This is a genomic window from Shewanella sp. DC2-4 (assembly GCF_013248875.1).
Lineage (GTDB): Bacteria > Pseudomonadota > Gammaproteobacteria > Enterobacterales > Shewanellaceae > Shewanella > Shewanella oncorhynchi.
Genome location: NZ_JABRVR010000002.1, coordinates 64,644 through 83,720, shown reverse-complemented (window position 1 = coordinate 83,720; position 19,077 = coordinate 64,644). Strand labels below are relative to the sequence as shown.

The following is a 19,077-nucleotide window of genomic DNA, read 5'->3' as shown; positions in this document are numbered from 1 at the left end:
CGCTTTTTAGTTGAGGACGAGTTAGCCCTTTTGAATCGTCATAGTCCAAGCAGCATCGCCCTTCTGGGCAAAGTGGGTCACCTCATGCCCGGCTTCAGCCGCCCAGCGGGGAATATTCTCAGTTGCTTGGCCACAATCGTAATCCAGTACCACTTTATCGCCAGTCTCAAGACTCGCAATTAAGCGTTGTAACTCAATTAAAGGAAAAGGGCATAGCTTACCCGTTGTGTCGAGATACTGTTCCATATACAGCTCCTTTATAAACGTTAAATCTGCGCAAGACGCATTGGCCTCAGTAGCGCAAAATAGTTAAAGCACCAACTGCCAAATAAAATAGCAGGGATAAATAGCCAGCCTTGCCACGACAAATAAGCCGTGCCAACGAGCGCATTACCAAGCATGCAACCTCCGGCAAGCCCGCTCCCCACGCCCATCAACAGGCCACCAACAAACCCAAATAACACCACTTTATGACCTGGGTAGCGCCAGCGCTGCTCAGCACTGCCCTGGGCAGCGATAAAGGCGCCTATAAATAATCCCAAGAGAAAATACCCAGGCCAACTAAAGAACTTAGTGTTACCTGTGGTGACAAGATCCCATAACTGCGCACTCGGGCCACTGATCCCAACACTGCCTACACGGCCACTTTCAAGACTTGCAGGCCATGCAAGTAGCGCCAGTAAACCAATCAGCAAAGCACTTACAAATGGATGCCAGCGCGCTTCAAACAACCAATGAGCTAAACCCGTTTTACGGGGTGCCATCAGTGCAACCGGACGTTTGCGGCGTTTGAGATAACCCAATGCCAACCACAATGTGAGTAATACGAGGACAAGCACGATCACCCAAGGGGAAACGCCCAGAGTTTGATAGAGCGTTTGGTCCTCAAGTTGATGCTGCTTAAAAGGTTTAAGTAGACCTTTCAACTCATCGAGACGCACTAATTTACTGGCAGCAATAAAACCGAGAACGGCCATCACACTGGCAGCCAACCCTTCGGCAGCGCGGTAATAGGCGCCAGTGGAGCAGCTTCCCGCTGCTGCCATACCCACACCAAACAATACACCACCGACTAAGGTTGCCAACCAAGGGAAATGCCCTTCTGGCAATTTAACCCAACCCCATTCGTAAAACAGGAACAGCCCTAGACTTTGGATGCTGATGGCAATCAAAATAGCGATCACCATGGTAAAGTCCCGTTGCAGATAGGTATCGCGAAGCCCGCCCGCCATACAAAATCTACCCCTTTGCATCACAAATCCCATGGCTAAGCCAATACCTAAGCCACTGAGAATAGTCAACATAGTCCTATCCTCAACGCTGGATCAGATAACGAATAGTCGGACCATTCTGCTCAATTTCCAGCACTTTATAACCATGATTTTTAGCGTCGAGGGGAATGTTGTTAATAGACTGCGGGCAGTCACTAATCACCTCGAGAATTTCACCGGGCTTTAACTTTGGCATAGCCTCAAGGGTAGCCACTGCGGGATAAGGGCAAGGTTCACCCACCATATCGAGTTGATAATCTGGAATATATTGAGCCATTACGCCGCCTCCGCTAGCAATTGTTCATCACGCTTCGCCTTACGGGCAAAGAAACGTTTTTCCCACAGCAACATAGCGCCAAAGGAGAGCCCCAGCAGCACATAGGTCAGCAATAATCCGCCTTTATCGCCAAAGCTGGTCAGTAAATTAACTTTGTCCCAGTTCGTTGCTAATGGCTGAGCGATATCATCCCAGTAATACGCCAATAAGGTTGAACCCAACACGTTACCTAAGCCCACCCACCAGAAATGCACTTGACCTTCGACTGCACGATACATCCAACCCGTTTCACAACCACCAGCCAGTACAATACCAAAACCAAACAATAAGCCGCCGATCACCGCATTAGGGCCAGCCCACATGATCTTAGGTGGCACACCCAGTTGCACATAGCTGTAAATGCCTATCGCACTGACCGCCATGCCTAAGATAATCGCCTTCGCCATGTGAGTACGACCAGTGATCCACATATCGCGGAACGCTGAGGTAAAACAGATTTGGGCCCGTTCGATTAATAAACCAAAACCAACACCACAGAGCATAGCAATGCCGAGTTTTGGCGCATTGAACATAGTCAATAACCCCCAACCGACGATGCCTACAAACACCAGCATACCGATACGGAAACGACGTCTAGCTTGGTTTTCGTCCTGCTTGATTGAAGTCGCTTTATTTACCTTTTTCAGTTTTATCGGAATACGGAACATCGGCAGTAAGGTAAATCTTGCACCAAAGTAAGAACCTGCCGCAGTCGCCAAAGCAAAGAACCAAGCATGTAAAGAGAACTGCGGAATACCCGTGAAGAAGGCGGCAAGGTTACAACCCATAGCTAAACGGGCACCAAAGCCAGCAATAATGCCGCCGATCAGTGCCTGAGCAATACGGATACGGCTCTGTGGCATACGCAGTTTGACGTTATTGGCCCAAAGCGCAGCAGCAATACAACCGCCAAACATACCGATAATCATCATGCCGTCGATACGATCTAGAGGAGAGCCCTGCAGACCTATCACTTTGAAATAACCCCAAGTTTCTGGTTCTGCACCTAAAAACTGCAGTAAATGACCACCCCAACGAGTGAATTCCCCAGTAACGGCCCAGAAGGTTCCGGTCAAACCAAAATAGTAAGTAGAAAGGATACCTGCAGCGATAACCGCTGGCATAGGCGCCCAAAAACGGACTAAATATTCTTGTTTAAATTGTTGCCATGTCATGTCATTACCCTAATGAACGAGACTATAAAAAATAAGCGCAATGCGCTTATAACCTGTGTGCCAGAGTGATTTAAGTCGTTCGACAACTTCAATCACAAGTGGCCTCACGCTTAAATGGCTTTAGCTAAGCTGACACACTGCTGCCCCAACAGGCGATAACCGTGGGTGTAAAGCGTTGCCCTGCCATTACGGCAAAAACCGATAAGCGTGATATTGCTTTTCTCTGCTAATTCCAACGCCAGTGAAGTCACGGCGGACATAGCAAACAGAATTTGGATATTGGCACTAGCGGCCTTTTGCACCATCTCAAAACTCGCGCGACTGGTGAGTAACACAGCCACTGGACGCTCCACATTGTGGGCACAAAAAGCACCAATTAGCTTGTCGAGTGCGATATGCCTGCCTATATCCTCATAGGCGGCGATGATCTGTCCTTGATGGTTAAGCCCCATGGCCGCATGAGTGGCGCCCGTCAGCTTAAAATGTTGTTGATTATCTTGAATTTGCCCAAGTGCAACCTGTAAGTGTTCGATATCGAATCTGGCATCTGAGTCCACCCGCATCACAGGCTTGACGGCCTCTTCGAGCTGGGCGATGCCGCACAATCCACAACCTGTGCGCCCTGCCATATTGCGCCTTTGCTGCTTGAGTTCCATAAAGCATCGTTGGTTGATTTCCACTTGGATCAACACACCTTCACTGGTGAACTCGAGCTCCACCCCTTTGATATCATTGATATGGGAAACGATACGTTCAGATAACGTAAAACCAATAGCGAAGGCTTCTAAATCTTGAGGGCTCGCCAACATCACGGTATGCGCTATGCCGTTATAGACCAGTGCAACCCGCACTTCATTAGCTAAGTAGTCAGTCAGCTCAGATGCGTGCCCATGTTCTAACAAGATCACGTTTCTTTCTGTCACCACTTCATGTGAATGATATTCCATAGCGCCCCTTTAAAACTATAAAACCAAATAAAAACAATTAGTTTGATGACAATTTAAGACTTGTATCACAAACCCATAAACTAAATAAGAATCGCCTTGAATCATCTTTACGCATTTTCTACTATCACTAGGTCTTCTATTGGAAGAACGTCGTCTCCGGTGAGGCGTCCGGATTTCAAATCCGGGTAGGGCTGCCAGCAGTCCTGGGTAGGTTCGACTCCTATGTTCTTCCGCCAATTCTCATGGGAAAAAAACAACTCCGCATCCCGAACTTCTCGGCTATTACTGCGATACTTCCTACGGGTAAAACCACTTCTGTCAAAGAACTCAAGCAGTTGAATACTCACCTTACGCCCAAGCCCAACCATATCTTTAAATTCTGCCGTTTCGAGCTTGCCGTGTTCTGCAATATGAGTACGTACTAAGCTGGCGTAGTAACAGATTTGCTCGCTGAGCAAATATCTGTCCTTCACCACAGCAGTAATAAACCCCTGCTGCACCAGCTGGAAACACAACAACCTTAATTTGGCAGGTTCAAGCTCAAGGTATTCGCCCATTTCGGTGACCCATACAGGAGCGGTTTGCTCGGCAAGCCAAGGCGCAAGTGCCTGCCAACAATGCTGCGCCTCAGCATCTAGCACTATTTTGTGCTCGGCCAATTGCAACAGGGCGCCACGCAATACCATGCGTCCCTCTTGGCAAAGCGTGTCGAGCACTTTATTGGCTAATTCGGGCGGCAAAGCGCTATGGCTCATGCGTTGCAGGCGATTACGTCCCAGCCCAAGTTGGTCGGGATGCTGTTGATGGAACTCGCTAAGTAAAGTAATAAACTGTTGTTTTTCTTGCTCAAGTAAACTTGTCGCTATAGCAAATGCCCCAAAACGAACTAAACCCGCTTGGGCTAACAGCATTGCCAGCCCTTCGTCGGTTAATTGCCAACGCCACGCGATTTCATCAAGCTCTAGCGCCTGAGTTTGGCCGAGTAAAGCCACCACATGGGCAGGATTATCCAAGCGTGCTAATTGCAGTAATCTCGCGACTCGTTCAGGTGTACGTTTCTTACGATTAGGGACTTTCAGCGCCAACACTCGCCCCGCACCTAAAGTCTGTTTACCTCCAATGTGTCGCAGGACAATTCGATCGTCTTGGCATAGGAGTAGTGGCTTTTCGAGTACCAACTCAGCCAGACAGAAGCCTTCTTCATCAGCTTCATTTAAAAGGGAAACTCGACCTAAAGTATGATCGGCGCCATGGTGACAGTGGACATTTTGCCAATGCACTAATGAATCACGGCCTAAAAAATCGAAGGCTCGAATGTGCACTACAGGGCGGCTACAGAGCTCGGCTTGAGGCAAACTGCTCAGCCAATCGCCACGCTCTGGCTCCCTATGGTTATCGACACCCGTTAAATTGAGTGCTACGCGTGTACCTGTGACAGCCCTTTGTGCTTCTTGTCCCTGACAATGTATGCCTCGCACTCTGAGTTTGGCCTTTTGCCCTGAGCTAAAAAGACTATCCCCCACACATACGCTGCCGCTGATCACTGTGCCAGTCACGACACAACCCGCACCTTTAACACTAAAGGCGCGATCGAGCGTCATCCTAAAGCTGCTGGCATCCTCCGCCCGCTTTGACTCTTGCTCACCTAAATCAAGAATATGCGCCTTCAGCGCCGCCACGCCATGAGATGCTAAGTCGGCGGTGCCATTCGCCGACACTTCAAAAACACCACTGGCCTCAATGCCATACTCGGCGAGCAAAGTGAGCCCATCGGCGACAAGCTGTGCCGCCGTGCCACTATCAACTAAATCCCGCTTAGTTAGCACTAAGGTCAAACTGTGCAACGGTAAGAGCGCAAGAATTTGCAGATGCTCACGGGTTTGCGGCATTACGCCATCGTCACAGGCCATCACCAACAGGGCGTGTCGAGCATGACTCACGCCCACCAGCATGTTGTTGATAAATTTTTCGTGGCCGGGCACATCAATAAAAGCAAGCCGCGAACCATCTCGAAGTGGCATAAACGCATAGCCAAGATCGATCGTCATACCACGGCGTTTTTCCTCCGGCAGACGATCGGTATTCATCCCAGTCAAAGCGCGAATAAGCGTACTCTTGCCATGATCGACATGACCCGCAGTAACAATGATCACAACTGCACACCTAAAGTGCTCAACTCGGCGAGGAGTTCGGCTTCACTATCAAGACCGCGCAGATCTAACCTGAGTTGGTCTTGGCTCATGCGACCTATGATAGGCCGTGCCGCCTGCTTAAAATGTTGCTCTAATAGGCTTAAACTGCCGCCATTCAGTGCGGTAAAACACAACGCCACTGAGGGTAAAAAAGTATCGGGCTGCGAGCCACTGCCGACCTGTGTTTGGCACTCGACTAACTCAATGCGATAACAAGGTTCAAAGTGTGGAACCAAAGCTTGCTGTAAGCGACGACCAATCTGCCATAACGTCTCTTGGCTACGGGCAAATTTCGCCATAATAGGCAGCTCAATGTCTAAGGTTTCAGGGTTAAGATAGTGGATCAATGTCGCTTCTAACGCCGCCAAAATCAGCTTATCGCAACGCAGGGCGCGCTTTAGTGGATGACTCTGTAACTTCTTAATCAGCGACTGTTTGCCAACGATCAAACCAGACTGAGGGCCACCCAATAGTTTGTCGCCGGAAAAACTGACTAGATCAACCCCATCGACTAGCATGGCTTGGGGCGTAGGTTCTTGCTTTAGACCAAAGCGGCGCAGATCCGTCAGTGAACCACTACCAAGATCCGAAATGAGTGATATGCCACGCTCACGGCATAACTGACCCAGCCTTGCCTCCTCCACTGCGGCAGTAAAGCCACTGATATGATAATTACTGGTGTGGACCTTCATTATCGCAGCGGTATTTTCAGTAATGGCCTGCTCATAATCCTTAAGGTGAGTCCGATTGGTGCTGCCGACCTCGACTAAGGTGCAACCCGCTTGGCGCATAATGTCAGGGATGCGAAACGCGCCGCCAATTTCCACCAACTCACCACGGGAGACTATGACTTCTTTCCCCGCAGCCACCGCTGACAGCATCAACAACACAGCTGCGGCATTGTTATTCACGACACAACAAGCCTCGGCACCCGTTAAGCGCTGGATTAAAGCACTGATCGCATTATCCCTGTGACCACGTTCACCAGCCGCAAGCTCAAACTCCAGCGGTGTTGGGTAGCGCATAACAGAAGTCACGGCTCGAATTGCCGCTTCTGACTGCTGCGCTCGGCCAAGGTTGGTATGCAATATGGTGCCAGTGAGATTCCACACGGGTTTTAAGCTGTGGCTGTAATCGTTAGACAGTTGATCAACCAAACATCTGTGCAATTGCGCAAGCTCGCCACACCATGTCGGCAAACAGTGCTCGCGGCCGATTAAGCTGCGCGCCGCCTTTAACTGGGTATCCAGTGCGGCCTTTACTGCCGCTTTGCCGTAGGACTGCTGCAATACCACAAAACTAGGCTCTGCAAGTAGGCTATCCATTGAAGGCAAAGCTCGGTACAGAACTTGTAGTGTTTCAGGTGCTTGGGTCATCATCTGTGTCATTTTGTTTATATTATTGCCATTGGTTTATAAAAAGCAGGAAGGGATCAGCAACCCGACTCCCTCCCGCATTTGTTTAAGCTATGTGGCTTACGTGGTTTCGTGGGCCAGTAGCAGTGGGTTCAGTGTTGTTGCCCCAAAGCCCTTAGCATTTAGCTCACTGTCTAACATCAAGGTTGCGAGATCATCTGCCGCCACATCCATAGAAGGCGAGTTTTCGACGAACATCATCTTGGTATAGCCATGACATTCATCGCAGCTTTCGATCCGCACTTGAGCCTTGGCATCATCTAGCGACCAAATCGTCATCTCTTTGTCCTGACCGCAACTGGTGCAATGGGCGCGAATGTAATGCCATTCGCTCTCGCACAGACTGCAATGCAAGTAGCGCAAACCAGCTCGGGGCTGATCGACAATCACACTCGCCACTGGATGACATCCACACACGGGACACATACTCTGCTGCGCCACCTTGCACGGATCCATCCGCTTGATGACCATAGGTGCCCAATGCGACCAATAAACGCCCATCGCTGCCCAGATGAATAAGCTAAAACGGGCAGGCACTTCACTGACATGCCCTTGGCGTAGTGAACGCCCCCAAGAACTCAGTTGCTCGGGCGATTGCTGCATCAGCAAACGCACTATCCGAGCTATGGATTCATCCACCTGCGGCAACAAATCACTTAACAGTTGCTGTAGCAGTCCCTGCCAATAGCTATCTGCCTCTGAGCCCAACAGGGAAAGCGGAGTCGCCTCATCTTCCCCCCAAGCGAGAAGCTTACCGAAGTCAGCCTCCTGCGCTAACCTGGCCTGTATAGAGACCAAACGGCGACAAAGCTCAAAGTAATCAGCCAGCGGCGAGTCCTTGGCCAATGACAGCAAACGCTGCGCCCTTCTGTGATACACAGCTTGGGGATCTGCCGCTTTTAACGGTTTAAGTTCCAGCGGCGATTCGCTGCCTTGGGCCAGAGGTATCTCGGCTGTATGACTCATTAATGTTTCTCCACGTCCGAATGTTCATCCAACATCACAGGGTGATGTTTGCGGCACCAAGCCTTAGAGACTTTGCCGTAAAGCATGCCCTTAACCGACCCTTCCACCCATGTCGCCATCCAAAAATGTACCATCACAAAAATCAACATGATGAGCGCACAAATGGCGTGCAACAGAATGGCCCAACCCACCACAGTGGCTGAGAAATAGGGCGCAAAGTAAGGCTGCCACATGATGATTCCCGTCACCGTTAAAGTGATAGATGTCAGCACGAAGGCGCGAAACAATACCTTTTGCCCAGGGTTGTAATGGCCGATAGGCGGGATTTTCTCCTCGTTCTCGAACATCACATCCTTAATGGCGAGCATCCAAGCGAGGTCGTGCTTTTCCCATTTGTTGTGTTTGTAGTAACGCACCAACATCAACATCAAAGGTAAGCACATCATCAAGCCAGCAATGGGATGAATAAACTTCGCCAATTGCGGTGTGCCCGCTATCGCCCCCAGCCATTGAAACGACGGATAGAAGAAGGAAAAGCCAGTGAGAAATGTCACTAGGCCAACCGCCACAATGAACCAATGACAGATGCGATCGAACAGCTTGTGACGCACTATCATTTCTTGCTTATCATGCTTGCTCATTTGTCGGCCCCCTCTTCCTGCTTAGCCTCTTCCTCTGGCGGTTGATAACCCGGTTGGTCTTCTTCAACTATGTTGCGACCGACGGTGATCTTATGCAGACAAGCGACGGCGGCAGTGGCAAGAATGCCCATAGTGCCTAAAGGTTTGACCCAGTCCTGCCACAGAGTGAGTGACAGTGGGATCTGCGGGTTATCAGGCATGTTGTAGCTTTCGGGCTGATTGATATCGTGTAATATCATCATCATACCAGTGCCACCTACACCCTCAGGGTTATACAGTCCTGCCTTAGCAAAGCCCTTTTCCTTCAGTTCTTCGACCCGTTTTTGCGAGTAGAACAACATGTCCTCACGGGTGCCAAAACGCAGCGCCCCTGTGGTACAGGACTTAACGCAGGAAGGTTCCAATCCCACAGCCAAACGGTCAGAGCACATAGTGCACTTGTAGGCCTTGTTATCCTTAGGATCGATTTTGGGCACATCAAAGGGACAAGCACTGGCGCAATAACCGCAGCCGATACATTTGTCCGAATCGAAGTCCACCACACCATTGGCGTGCTGGATAATCGCGCCAGAGGTCGAACAGGCCGTTAAGCAGGCAGGGTCGGCACAGTGCATACAGGCCGAGTGGGTAAATTGCCAACGCAGCTTGTTGCTTTCCATCACCTCATGGAACTCCATCAGGGTCCAACATTGGCCCGATAGCGACATAGGGTTTTGGTAACTGCCTTGGAAAGTACCTACCTCTTCCCGTAAATCATTCCACTCAGAACACGCCACTTGGCAGGCTTTACAGCCATTACACTTAGTGGCGTCGAACAGCTTGGCGACCTTTTCTGACGAATTACGCCCCTTTGCCGCAGGCGTCACCGCTGAAGTACCGGAGCGGCGGATAATGTCTTGTGATGCCATAATCAGATCCCCTCCGCTTTAGTGATGTTAACCAAAAATGCTTTGAACTCAGGCACCTGTGTATTTGCATCCCCCACTTCCGTGGTGAGTACGTTACAGGAGTAACTCTTACGAGTGAGTGCATTATGGCTGCCGTGACGGGGTAACCCGACGGTATGGACTAACTGGCCATTTACCTTTAACGGCTGTAGCCGTTTAGTCACTAAGGCTTTGGTTTCAATGCTGCCGCGTTTAGAGCTGACAGTGACCCAATCCCCATTGGCGATACCTTTTTCTGCCGCTAACATTTCATCGATTTCGACGAAGGTTTCAGGCATAGAAATCGCAGCTAAACGAGCATGCGTAGACCAGAAGTTAAAGTGTTCAGTTACACAGTAAGTAGTTGCCACATAAGGGAAGTCCTTATGGGAACCTAAGGTTTCCTTCACACCCGGTAACATACGTACCGCAGGGTTACTGGTGACCTTGTGTAACGGGTTCAATCCAATAGGCGACTCCATCGGCTCGTAGTGCTCAGGGAACGGACCTTCGGCCAATAATTTAAGGGCGAAGAAACGACCCACACCTTCGGGTTGCATGATGAAGGGGCCAGCGGATTCCTGTGGTGTTAACTTCATATTGAAGTCGCCCACATCGATACCGTGCCACTTACCGTCAACCCACTCGACGATAGTGCGTTTTGGATCCCAAGGTTTGCCGTTGATATCGCAAGAAGCGCGGTTATACAGCACACGACGGTTTGCTGGCCAAGCAAATGCCCAACCCGGAGTAATACCTTTACCCGAAGGATCATGGTTGTCACGGCGAGCCATCAAGTTGCCTTCTTCGGTCCAAGAACCCGCATAAATCCAACAGGCGCTGGCGGTACTACCATCGGCTTTCAGTTCAGCAAAACTACTGAGCTGACGTTGAGTCACGAGATCCTTACCGTTAAGCTCGCGAGCGATTTCTTCAGCGTGCGGTGAGTGAGGATTGTGGTAATTCCAGCTCATCGCATGTACAGGCTCAGGCAACTTACCGCCCTCTTGTTTGTACAGTTCACGCATTGCCATTAAGACGCCAGAGAGAATCTCAGCATCTGGCTTAGCTTCACCCGGCGGGTTAGCCCCCTTCCAATGCCACTGTATCCAACGGCCAGAGTTGACGATGGAACCTTCTTCCTCGGCAAAACATGTCGTAGGTAAACGGAACACTTCCGTCATAATTTCAGCGGGATTGACTTCATTGAAGCCATCGGCATTTTGCCAGAAGGTTGCGGTTTCCGTTGCCAAGGCATCCAACACCACCATGTACTTAAGATTACTCAAGGCTTTGAGTACCTTATTACGGTTTGGCATAGAGTTAATGGCGTTAACACCTTGGATAATGTAGCCATTCACTTCGCCGTGGAAAGCCATATCTAAGTGTTTAGTAAAGTCGTACTGCTTGTCCCATTTCGGCAACCAGTCATAACCAAAGTCATTTTCAACCGTAGCGTTATCGCCCCAAAAGCTCTTCATTTGTGAAACAAAGAATTTAGGGTAATTTTGCCAATAGTTGGTTTGACCCGGACGCAGAGCGACAGGGGTATAGTTGTGGAGATAGGTTTTAAGATTAATGTCTTTTTCGTTCGGCAACTTGAGGTAACCGGGCAAGCTTTGACACAATAAACCCATATCGGTCGCGCCTTGCACGTTCGAGTGTCCGCGCAGAGCGTTAACACCACCGCCCAACACCCCAATGTTACCCAGCAGCAACTGCACCATGGCCATAGAGCGAATGTTCTGCGCCCCTTTACTGTGGTGAGTCCAACCTAAGGCATACATAAAGGTCGCGGCTCTATCGTGGGTATGAGTGCTACCAATTTGTTGGCAAACGATCTCATAGTCCGCAATCGGCGTACCGGTAATATTGCTTACTGTTTCAAAGTCATAGCGTTCTACATGTTGCTTCATTAAGTTCCACACACAGCGTGGATGTTCGAAGCTAGGATCGATTTTCGCGTAACCCTGTTCGTCTAACTCGTAGTACCAAGACTCTTTATTGTAGCTATCTGTTTCTTCATCGAAACCGCTGAACAGACCTTCACTAAAAGAGAAGTCTTCGCGCACTATGTAACTGGCATTGGTATAAGCCTTCACATAGTCGTAGTTCACTTGTTTAGTTTCAATAAGATAGCGGATCACTCCGAGCAGGAAGGCGATATCTGTACCCGAGCGGATCGGCGCATAGTAATCGGCCACAGCGGCGCTACGGGTGAAGCGAGGATCGACCACCAAAAGTTTAGCGTTGTTATGTTGCATAGCTTCTGTAACCCAGCCGAATCCGACAGGGTGAGCCTCTGCAGCATTACCGCCCATAATAATGATCAAATTAGAGTTTTTAATATCGATCCAGTGGTTGGTCATGGCACCACGTCCAAATGTCGGAGCAAGACTTGCTACCGTTGGAGAGTGTCAGTTACGCGCAATAGTATCGATTGCAACTAGGCCCAGTGCCCGTGCAAATTTCTGGGTGATATAGCCGCCTTCATTCGGCATCGCCGACGAGGTCATCATCCCAGTGCTAAGCCAACGGTTAACCGTCATCCCAGCAGAATTCTTTTCAATCAAGTTAGCATCACGGTCATTCTTCATCAGACGGGCGATGCGTTGGTAAGCTTCAGTCCAGCTGATACGAGTCCATTCATTACTGCCTGGCGCACGGTACTCAGGATATTTAAGACGATTAGGGCTGTTCACATAATCTACTAGACCAGCACCCTTAGGACACAAGGCCCCGCGGTTAACTGGATGGTCTGCATCCCCTTCGATATGGAAAATACTTTGTTCGGCGTTTTTGCCGTTACTTCCTTTGCTGTACATCAGCAATCCGCAACCCACTGAGCAATAGCAGCAGTTATTGCGGGTTTCTTTCGCGCTAATGAGTTTGAATTCTCGAACGGCCGCATAGGCCTTTTCGGACATCAATCCCAACGCTGAAATTGCTGAGGTGGCAGCTCCGGCAGCACACAGTCTAAAAAACTGGCGTCTGTTCATTGCGTCCTCTCACACTCTTGTCGTTATGAGTCTAGTGGTTGCTGTGGTAAAAATGGCAACCGATTGAGTGAGTCCTACTAAAGACCACACTTAATTTAAGATTATCCCCAAAGAAGAAATAGATAACAAATAATGACATGAGATCAAGATCCCAAATAAACAACCACAGAACTTAACTCCAAAAAACATTTCAAATAAAGCACCAAAGACCAATAAATGATAATAAAAGCACAATTTAAGGAATTAAAAACCAATAAACCACAAAAGACATTTTGTCCAACATGGCAACCCCATATTGTCCCACATCATATGGTTGTGGTTATTAAAAATGATTACATGCATTCAAATATGCATAATGATGGCGGATAAAAACACAAAGGTAACGGTTTCTAGAGGGATAGATAGCCACAAAAACTGACAATGTAAAGATTAGGGTAAAAAGTGCAGAGTCTGCGGTGTTAAACACACCAAAATGGCAAAGACAAAGATCGAGGAAAAGCAGATAAAAACCAAAGAAAAAGGCACAAGCAATCTGCCTGCACCTTAAATTTTGCCTTTTAACGCTTATTTTTAGCACATTGAGGTGCAAAATCTGGGCGCGATAACAAAAGCGCCTCAGTGCAGCCTATTCCCGCGGAGTAAACACCTGTTCAACCATTAAACTAAAACAAACGCCTAAAAGCTGGCTAGCGTTCCTGCAGGCAGATAAGTGTTAAAGCTCGCTGTATACAACAAATCGGTCGCGGCTTCGATATCTGGCGCGAAGTATCTGTCTTTATCGTAATAGGCGACGACTTCACGCAATTCGGCTTTAGCCTTAGCCACTGCAGCACTTGGGGCTAAAGGAGCGCGAAAATCTAAACCCTGAGCCGCCGCTAACAATTCAATTGCCAGTACACCACGGGTATTTTCGCTCATATCGCGCAAGCGGCGGGCAGCAAAGGTCGCCATAGAAACATGATCTTCTTGGTTAGCCGATGTTGGCAAGCTGTCAACTGATGCCGGATGTGCGTAGGTTTTGTTCTCGGACGCCAATGCCGCCGCCGTCACTTGGGCGATCATAAAGCCTGAGTTAACGCCACCGTTTTTCACTAGGAAAGGGGGTAATTTCGACAGGCTAGAATCGATTAGCAGTGCAATACGACGCTCGGCAATGGAGCCCAGTTCAGCAATTGCAATCGCCAGATTATCCGCCGCCATAGCCACGGGTTCGGCGTGGAAGTTACCGCCAGAAATGATATCGCCCGTGTCTTGGAACACCAGTGGATTATCGGTTACGCCATTGGCCTCAGTGCCTAACACATCAGCCGCGTGACGAATTTGGGTCAAGCAAGCACCCAGCACCTGTGGCTGACAGCGCAGTGAGTAAGGATCTTGCACCTTTTCACAGTTAGCATGACTTAAGCTTATCTCAGACTCTTCACCCAGTAGATGACGGAAGACCATGGCCGAATCGATTTGACCTTTCTGACCACGCGCCGCATGGATGCGAGGATCAAACGGGCTACGACTGCCCATAGCGGCTTCGACGCTCATGGCACCGATCACAGAACTTGCTGCGAACAAGTCTTCGGCGTGGAATAACCCTTCCAGCGCCAGCGCTGTCGACGCTTGAGTGCCGTTCAACAGGGCCAGCCCTTCTTTGGCCGCTAAATCGATTGGCTTGAGACCAGCGATTTCTAAACCTTCGGCGGCAGAAATTAACTCGCCTCGATAGCTCATTTCGCCTTCACCCAGCATAGGCAAACACATGTGCGCCAGTGGCGCTAAGTCACCCGAGGCGCCGACTGAACCTTTTTCTGGCACGCAGGGATAAACTTCGGCGTTTACTAAACTGATTAAGAAGTTAATCACTTCTAAACGAATGCCCGAGAAGCCGCGGCTTAATGAGTTGATTTTTAAAACCATCATCAAACGCACTGTGGCATCTTGCATGTATTGACCTGTACCTGCGGCATGTGACAACACGATTGAGCGTTGCAGCAATTGCAGATCTTCGGGCGCTATCTTGGTATTGGCCAACAAGCCAAAGCCCGTGTTGATGCCATAAACGGTGCGGCCTTCATCCAACACTTTCTGCACGATTTGCGCACTGGTGTTGATATCAGTAATCGCCTCTGGTGCGAGTTCCAGTGTCAACTTATGACGGCTGATTTCGCGCAATTGCGCTAGGCTCAAGCTGCCCGGCGTTAACACTAAGTGATTCACAGATTTCATATTTTTAGCTCCAAGCTTTTAGTTATTATTGTTATTGAGTCGTTAGCATCGGCTAGTCTTGCATAGGTAAATCGAGGCCCTGCTCCTTGGCGCAGTTTTCCGCAATCTCGTAGCCCGCATCGGCATGACGCATCACGCCTGTCGCTGGGTCGTTCCACAGCACGCGGCCAACACGTTTTGCCGCCGCATCTGTGCCGTCACACACAATGACCACACCCGAATGTTGGCTAAAGCCCATGCCGACGCCGCCGCCGTGGTGCAAAGACACCCAAGTTGCACCGCTAGCGGTGTTGAGTAGTGCATTCAGCAATGGCCAATCGGATACTGCATCTGAGCCGTCCAGCAGAGATTCAGTTTCCCGGTTCGGGCTAGCCACGGAGCCAGAATCTAAGTGGTCGCGACCAATTACCACGGGCGCCGACAACTCGCCATTTTTGACCATTTCGTTGAAAGCTAACGCCAAGCGAGCGCGATCTTTTAAGCCAACCCAGCAAATACGTGCTGGCAGACCTTGGAAGGCGATACGCTCGCGCGCCATGTCTAACCAATTGTGCAGGTGTGGATTATCTGGGATCAGTTCTTTGACTTTAGCGTCGGTTTTGTAGATATCTTCGGGATCGCCAGATAACGCCACCCAGCGGAACGGGCCAATGCCTTCACAGAACAGTGGGCGAATATAAGCAGGTACAAAACCAGGGAAATCAAAAGCATTTTCAACGCCCATTTCAAACGCCATTTGGCGAATGTTGTTACCGTAATCGAGCGTGGCTGCACCCGCGGTTTGCAGGTCGAGCATGGCTTGTACTTGCACCGCCATCGAGGCTTTCGCCGCTTTCACTACGCCCGCTTCATCAGTTTTACGCATGGCCGCAGCCTCAGCCATAGTCCAACCCTGCGGCAGATAACCGTTTAATGGGTCGTGTGCAGAGGTTTGGTCGGTCACGACATCTGGGGTAACGCCGCGTTTAACTAATTCAGCAAACACATCGGCGGCGTTCGCTAATAAGCCCACTGATACTGGCTTGCCAGCTTGGTTCGCTGCTTCAATCATGCCTAATGCTTCATCGAGCGAAGTGGCTTTTTTGTCAACATAGCGAGTACGCAGACGGAAATCGATGCGGGTCTCGTCGACTTCACAGGCTAACACTGAGAAGCCAGCCATAGTGCCCGCCAGCGTTTGTGCGCCGCCCATGCCGCCTAACCCGCCAGTGAGGATCCACTTGCCTTTAGAGATACCCTCAAAGTGCTGTTTTGCGACCGACACAAAGGTCTCGTAGGTGCCTTGAACTATGCCTTGAGTACCAATGTAGATCCAAGAACCCGCCGTCATCTGGCCGTACATAGCCAAACCTAGCTTATCTAACTCGTTGAAATGCTCCCAGTTCGCCCAGTGTGGCACTAGGTTTGAGTTAGCAATCAGCACGCGCGGTGCATCAGCATGGGTGCGAAATACGCCCACAGGTTTGCCCGATTGCACTAATAAGGTTTCGTCGTCTTCGAGGCGTTGTAAGACTTCGATGATTTTGTCATAACAATCCCAATCGCGGGCGGCGCGGCCAATACCACCATAGACGACCAAGTCTTCTGGGCGCTCGGCGACATCTGGATGTAAGTTGTTCATTAACATACGCATTGGCGCTTCTGTGAGCCAACTCTTACAGCTTAATTGTGTGCCATGCGGTGCAATAATACGGCGGCTTGGGTCGTGGCGCTTATCCATTGAATTTTCCTCTTTCAACCTGTGGTGCTAACTCGTATTCGCTAAGTCGCTAATACGGGTTAGCACTATTGTTTTTATTGTGTTTTTATCTTTTAACTTATAAGGGTGCAGCTATTTAAGTTACTGATTTACATCTGTTGATCACGCCACTGGCGTTACTTACTAAAAGTTAAGTGGCCGCCGAGTTTAAAGCGGCTACCTGGGTGAACTAATTTTGCGAAACTCACGACGCCTTGGCGTGACCAAGTGCGGCGTAAAATCTGTAAACAGGGCTCAGTGGCGGGGATTTCGAGCCTTTGCTGTAATTCTTCACTGGCGATAATCGCTTCAATCGTGTGATGCGCCTCGGTCAGCGGTGCCACTTGGGACAAATATTCGTGGGGTGTCTGCTGGGTAAAATCCTGCAATAAATAATCGGGCACCAACTCGGGATTCACATAACGCTCTTCAACTTGCAACGGTAAGCCCTGCTCGCAATGCACTAAGATCGAATGGAAGACTGTCGCACCGTGCTCAAGCCCAAGGGAAATTGCGATACTCGTACTCGCCACGACTTGTTCTAACACCCATTGCTGCACGCTATAGCCGTGGCCGCGGTCTTTTATCTCATCGGCAATATTGCGGATCGCCAACATAGACGACTGGGATTTACACCCAGCGACGAAGGTGCCTAGCCCTTGAGAACGCTCAAGCACACCGCTATCCGTCAGTTCGGTTAACGCACGTCGCGCCGTCATTCGGCTGCAGGTAAACAAATCGGCAAGCTGGTTCTCAGAAGGCACGCGAGCATGCTCTTCCCACTCACCCGACTCGATAGAGGAGATAATGTATTGCTTAATTTCTGCAAACTTAGGAGTAGCCAAAACATTTCCTCAATATAAAGCGCTAGAATCTAGGTGCTATTCACTCTTTCAAACGTTCAAAATTGCGGCTACAATCCTAGCTTGTATATACAAGCAAATACAAGCCAGCTCACATAAATTTAATAAAACGTTAATCACTTGGTTAACATCTGCCAGCACAGCGAGGGGAATACATGTCTTGGGATCAGGTTTGGATAGATGTTAACTTAGCCACAATGGACCCTTCCGTATCAGCACCTTATGGTGCGATCACCAACGCGGCCATCGCAGTAAAAGATGGCAAAATTGCTTGGCTTGGCCCCCGCAGCGAACTGCCCGCCTTCGATGTTTTGTCAATTCCCGTTTACAGGGGCAAAGGCGGTTGGATCACCCCAGGATTAATTGACGCCCACACCCACTTAATCTTTGCCGGTAATCGCGCCAATGAATTTGAGTTACGCCTACAGGGCGCCAGTTACGAAGACATTGCTCGTGCAGGTGGCGGCATTATTTCGACCGTTAAGGCCTGCCGCGAAGCGGATGAAGCAGAATTATTTGAACTCGGCCGCCAACGCTTAAACGCGCTCGCCAAAGAAGGAGTTACTACGGTTGAGATCAAATCGGGTTACGGCTTAGATACTGAAACTGAATTGAAAATCCTGCGTGTCGCCCGCGAGCTCGGCAAACATCACCACGTAGATGTGAAGACCACATTCCTTGGCGCCCATGCAATTCCGCCTGAGTATAAAGACAATAGCGACGGCTATGTCGACTTAATTATCAATAAGATGCTACCCGCAGTGATCGCCGAAAATCTTGCCGATGCAGTGGATGTGTTCTGCGAGAATATCGCCTTTAACCTTGAGCAAACAGAACGCGTACTCAGCGCAGCCAAAGCAGCGGGATTAGAGATTAAGCTCCATGCCGAGCAGTTAACTAATATGGGTGGCAGCGCACTAGCCGCACGTCTTGGTGCTAAGTCTGTGGATCATATCGAATATTTAGATGAGGCAGGCGTTAAAGCCTTAAGTGAAAGCGGCACCTGCGCCGTACTGCTGCCAGGCGCGTTTTACTTTTTGCGGGAAACCCAAAAACCACCTATCGATTTATTGCGCCAATACGGCGTACCTATGGTGCTCGCCAGCGATTTCAACCCAGGTTCATCCCCCATTTGCTCAACCCTGTTAATGCTGAATATGGGCTGCACCTTGTTCCGCTTAACGCCAGAAGAAGCCTTAAAAGGCCTCACCTTAAATGCCGCCAAGGCACTCGGGATTGAAGATAACGTCGGCAGTTTAGTCATTGGCAAACAGGCCGATTTTTGTCTGTGGGATATCGCCACGCCTGCGCAGTTGGCCTACAGCTACGGCGTCAATCCCTGCAAAGATGTGGTGAAGAATGGCAAGCTAGTTCACCAGTAGCCTAAATGCATCAATAATAGGTGCATCAG

General features: G+C 49.7%; 14 protein-coding genes, 1 tRNA gene and 1 pseudogene. 2 read left to right on the top strand and 14 right to left on the bottom strand.

Going from position 1 to position 19,077, the window contains the following annotated elements:
- Positions 1-21: 21 nt before the first annotated feature.
- The 5 genes from HQQ92_RS00855 to fdhD form a co-directional block, all read right to left on the bottom strand.
- Positions 22-246 (bottom strand): sulfurtransferase TusA family protein, encoded by a 225-nt coding sequence (locus HQQ92_RS00855; RefSeq protein WP_107946198.1) that lies wholly within the window; start codon positions 244-246, stop codon positions 22-24.
- A 20-nt stretch (positions 247-266) separates the two neighbouring features.
- On the bottom strand, positions 267-1,304 hold the full coding sequence (locus HQQ92_RS00850; RefSeq protein ID WP_173242525.1) for a YeeE/YedE family protein: 1,038 nt from the start codon (positions 1,302-1,304) through the stop codon (positions 267-269).
- 10 nt (positions 1,305-1,314) lie between these two features.
- Positions 1,315-1,548, bottom strand: coding sequence for a sulfurtransferase-like selenium metabolism protein YedF (gene yedF / locus HQQ92_RS00845; protein WP_107946196.1), 234 nt, complete (start codon positions 1,546-1,548; stop codon positions 1,315-1,317).
- A complete protein-coding gene (gene yedE, locus HQQ92_RS00840) occupies positions 1,548-2,762 on the bottom strand; it encodes a selenium metabolism membrane protein YedE/FdhT (RefSeq protein ID WP_107946195.1) in 1,215 nt (404 codons plus the stop codon). The genes yedF and yedE overlap by 1 nt, the downstream gene beginning before the upstream one ends.
- Before the next feature lie 110 nt (positions 2,763-2,872).
- Positions 2,873-3,709: a formate dehydrogenase accessory sulfurtransferase FdhD gene (gene fdhD / locus HQQ92_RS00835; RefSeq protein ID WP_173242523.1), complete on the bottom strand. Its 837-nt coding sequence runs from the start codon at positions 3,707-3,709 to the stop codon at positions 2,873-2,875.
- 141 nt (positions 3,710-3,850) lie between these two features.
- Here fdhD and HQQ92_RS00830 point away from each other — a divergent pair.
- A tRNA-Sec gene (locus HQQ92_RS00830) sits at positions 3,851-3,945 on the top strand.
- A gap of 69 nt (positions 3,946-4,014) precedes the next feature.
- Here HQQ92_RS00830 and selB read toward each other — a convergent pair.
- The 9 genes and pseudogenes from selB to hutC all read right to left on the bottom strand — a co-directional run.
- A pseudogene (gene selB, locus HQQ92_RS23985) lies at positions 4,015-5,862 on the bottom strand (selenocysteine-specific translation elongation factor); the annotation flags it as partial.
- Positions 5,859-7,280, bottom strand: coding sequence for an L-seryl-tRNA(Sec) selenium transferase (gene selA / locus HQQ92_RS00820; protein WP_173248530.1), 1,422 nt, complete (start codon positions 7,278-7,280; stop codon positions 5,859-5,861). The gene selA and the pseudogene selB, both read right to left, overlap by 4 nt.
- A gap of 96 nt (positions 7,281-7,376) precedes the next feature.
- Entirely contained in the window at positions 7,377-8,282 is a 906-nt protein-coding gene (gene fdhE, locus HQQ92_RS00815; RefSeq protein ID WP_173242521.1) for a formate dehydrogenase accessory protein FdhE, read from the bottom strand.
- A complete protein-coding gene (locus HQQ92_RS00810) occupies positions 8,282-8,923 on the bottom strand; it encodes a formate dehydrogenase subunit gamma (RefSeq protein ID WP_105250947.1) in 642 nt (213 codons plus the stop codon). Before HQQ92_RS00810 ends, fdhE begins: the two co-directional genes overlap by 1 nt.
- Entirely contained in the window at positions 8,920-9,831 is a 912-nt protein-coding gene (gene fdxH / locus HQQ92_RS00805) for a formate dehydrogenase subunit beta (protein WP_168826883.1), read from the bottom strand. The genes HQQ92_RS00810 and fdxH overlap by 4 nt, the downstream gene beginning before the upstream one ends.
- Before the next feature lie 2 nt (positions 9,832-9,833).
- Complete coding sequence (gene fdnG, locus HQQ92_RS00800; RefSeq protein ID WP_158683032.1) at positions 9,834-12,848, bottom strand: formate dehydrogenase-N subunit alpha; 3,015 nt, start codon at positions 12,846-12,848, stop codon at positions 9,834-9,836.
- Positions 12,849-13,523: 675 nt separating this feature from the next.
- On the bottom strand, positions 13,524-15,065 hold the full coding sequence (gene hutH / locus HQQ92_RS00795) for a histidine ammonia-lyase (RefSeq protein ID WP_173242519.1): 1,542 nt from the start codon (positions 15,063-15,065) through the stop codon (positions 13,524-13,526).
- Between the two features lie 52 nt (positions 15,066-15,117).
- A complete protein-coding gene (hutU, locus tag HQQ92_RS00790; protein WP_173242517.1) occupies positions 15,118-16,785 on the bottom strand; it encodes a urocanate hydratase in 1,668 nt (555 codons plus the stop codon).
- Between the two features lie 155 nt (positions 16,786-16,940).
- On the bottom strand, positions 16,941-17,648 hold the full coding sequence (gene hutC, locus HQQ92_RS00785; RefSeq protein WP_011791225.1) for a histidine utilization repressor: 708 nt from the start codon (positions 17,646-17,648) through the stop codon (positions 16,941-16,943).
- 173 nt (positions 17,649-17,821) lie between these two features.
- Between hutC and hutI the strand changes: the two genes are divergently transcribed.
- Positions 17,822-19,048 (top strand): imidazolonepropionase, encoded by a 1,227-nt coding sequence (hutI, locus tag HQQ92_RS00780; protein ID WP_173242515.1) that lies wholly within the window; start codon positions 17,822-17,824, stop codon positions 19,046-19,048.
- Positions 19,049-19,077 lie beyond the last annotated feature (29 nt).

What these genes read in the sequence shown, in the direction of transcription:
- fdxH (WP_168826883.1), bottom strand. Translation starts at nt 9,831, where the DNA reads ATGGCATCACAAGACATTATCCGCCGCTCCGGTACTTCAGCGGTGACG.
- hutU (WP_173242517.1), bottom strand. Translation starts at nt 16,785, where the DNA reads ATGGATAAGCGCCACGACCCAAGCCGCCGTATTATTGCACCGCATGGC.
- yedF (WP_107946196.1), bottom strand. Translation starts at nt 1,548, where the DNA reads ATGGCTCAATATATTCCAGATTATCAACTCGATATGGTGGGTGAACCT.
- yedE (WP_107946195.1), bottom strand. Translation starts at nt 2,762, where the DNA reads ATGACATGGCAACAATTTAAACAAGAATATTTAGTCCGTTTTTGGGCG.
- hutH (WP_173242519.1), bottom strand. Translation starts at nt 15,065, where the DNA reads ATGAAATCTGTGAATCACTTAGTGTTAACGCCGGGCAGCTTGAGCCTA.
- fdhD (WP_173242523.1), bottom strand. Translation starts at nt 3,709, where the DNA reads ATGGAATATCATTCACATGAAGTGGTGACAGAAAGAAACGTGATCTTG.
- HQQ92_RS00855 (WP_107946198.1), bottom strand. Translation starts at nt 246, where the DNA reads ATGGAACAGTATCTCGACACAACGGGTAAGCTATGCCCTTTTCCTTTA.
- hutI (WP_173242515.1), top strand. Translation starts at nt 17,822, where the DNA reads ATGTCTTGGGATCAGGTTTGGATAGATGTTAACTTAGCCACAATGGAC.
- fdhE (WP_173242521.1), bottom strand. Translation starts at nt 8,282, where the DNA reads ATGAGTCATACAGCCGAGATACCTCTGGCCCAAGGCAGCGAATCGCCG.
- selA (WP_173248530.1), bottom strand. Translation starts at nt 7,280, where the DNA reads ATGATGACCCAAGCACCTGAAACACTACAAGTTCTGTACCGAGCTTTG.
- HQQ92_RS00810 (WP_105250947.1), bottom strand. Translation starts at nt 8,923, where the DNA reads ATGAGCAAGCATGATAAGCAAGAAATGATAGTGCGTCACAAGCTGTTC.
- HQQ92_RS00850 (WP_173242525.1), bottom strand. Translation starts at nt 1,304, where the DNA reads ATGTTGACTATTCTCAGTGGCTTAGGTATTGGCTTAGCCATGGGATTT.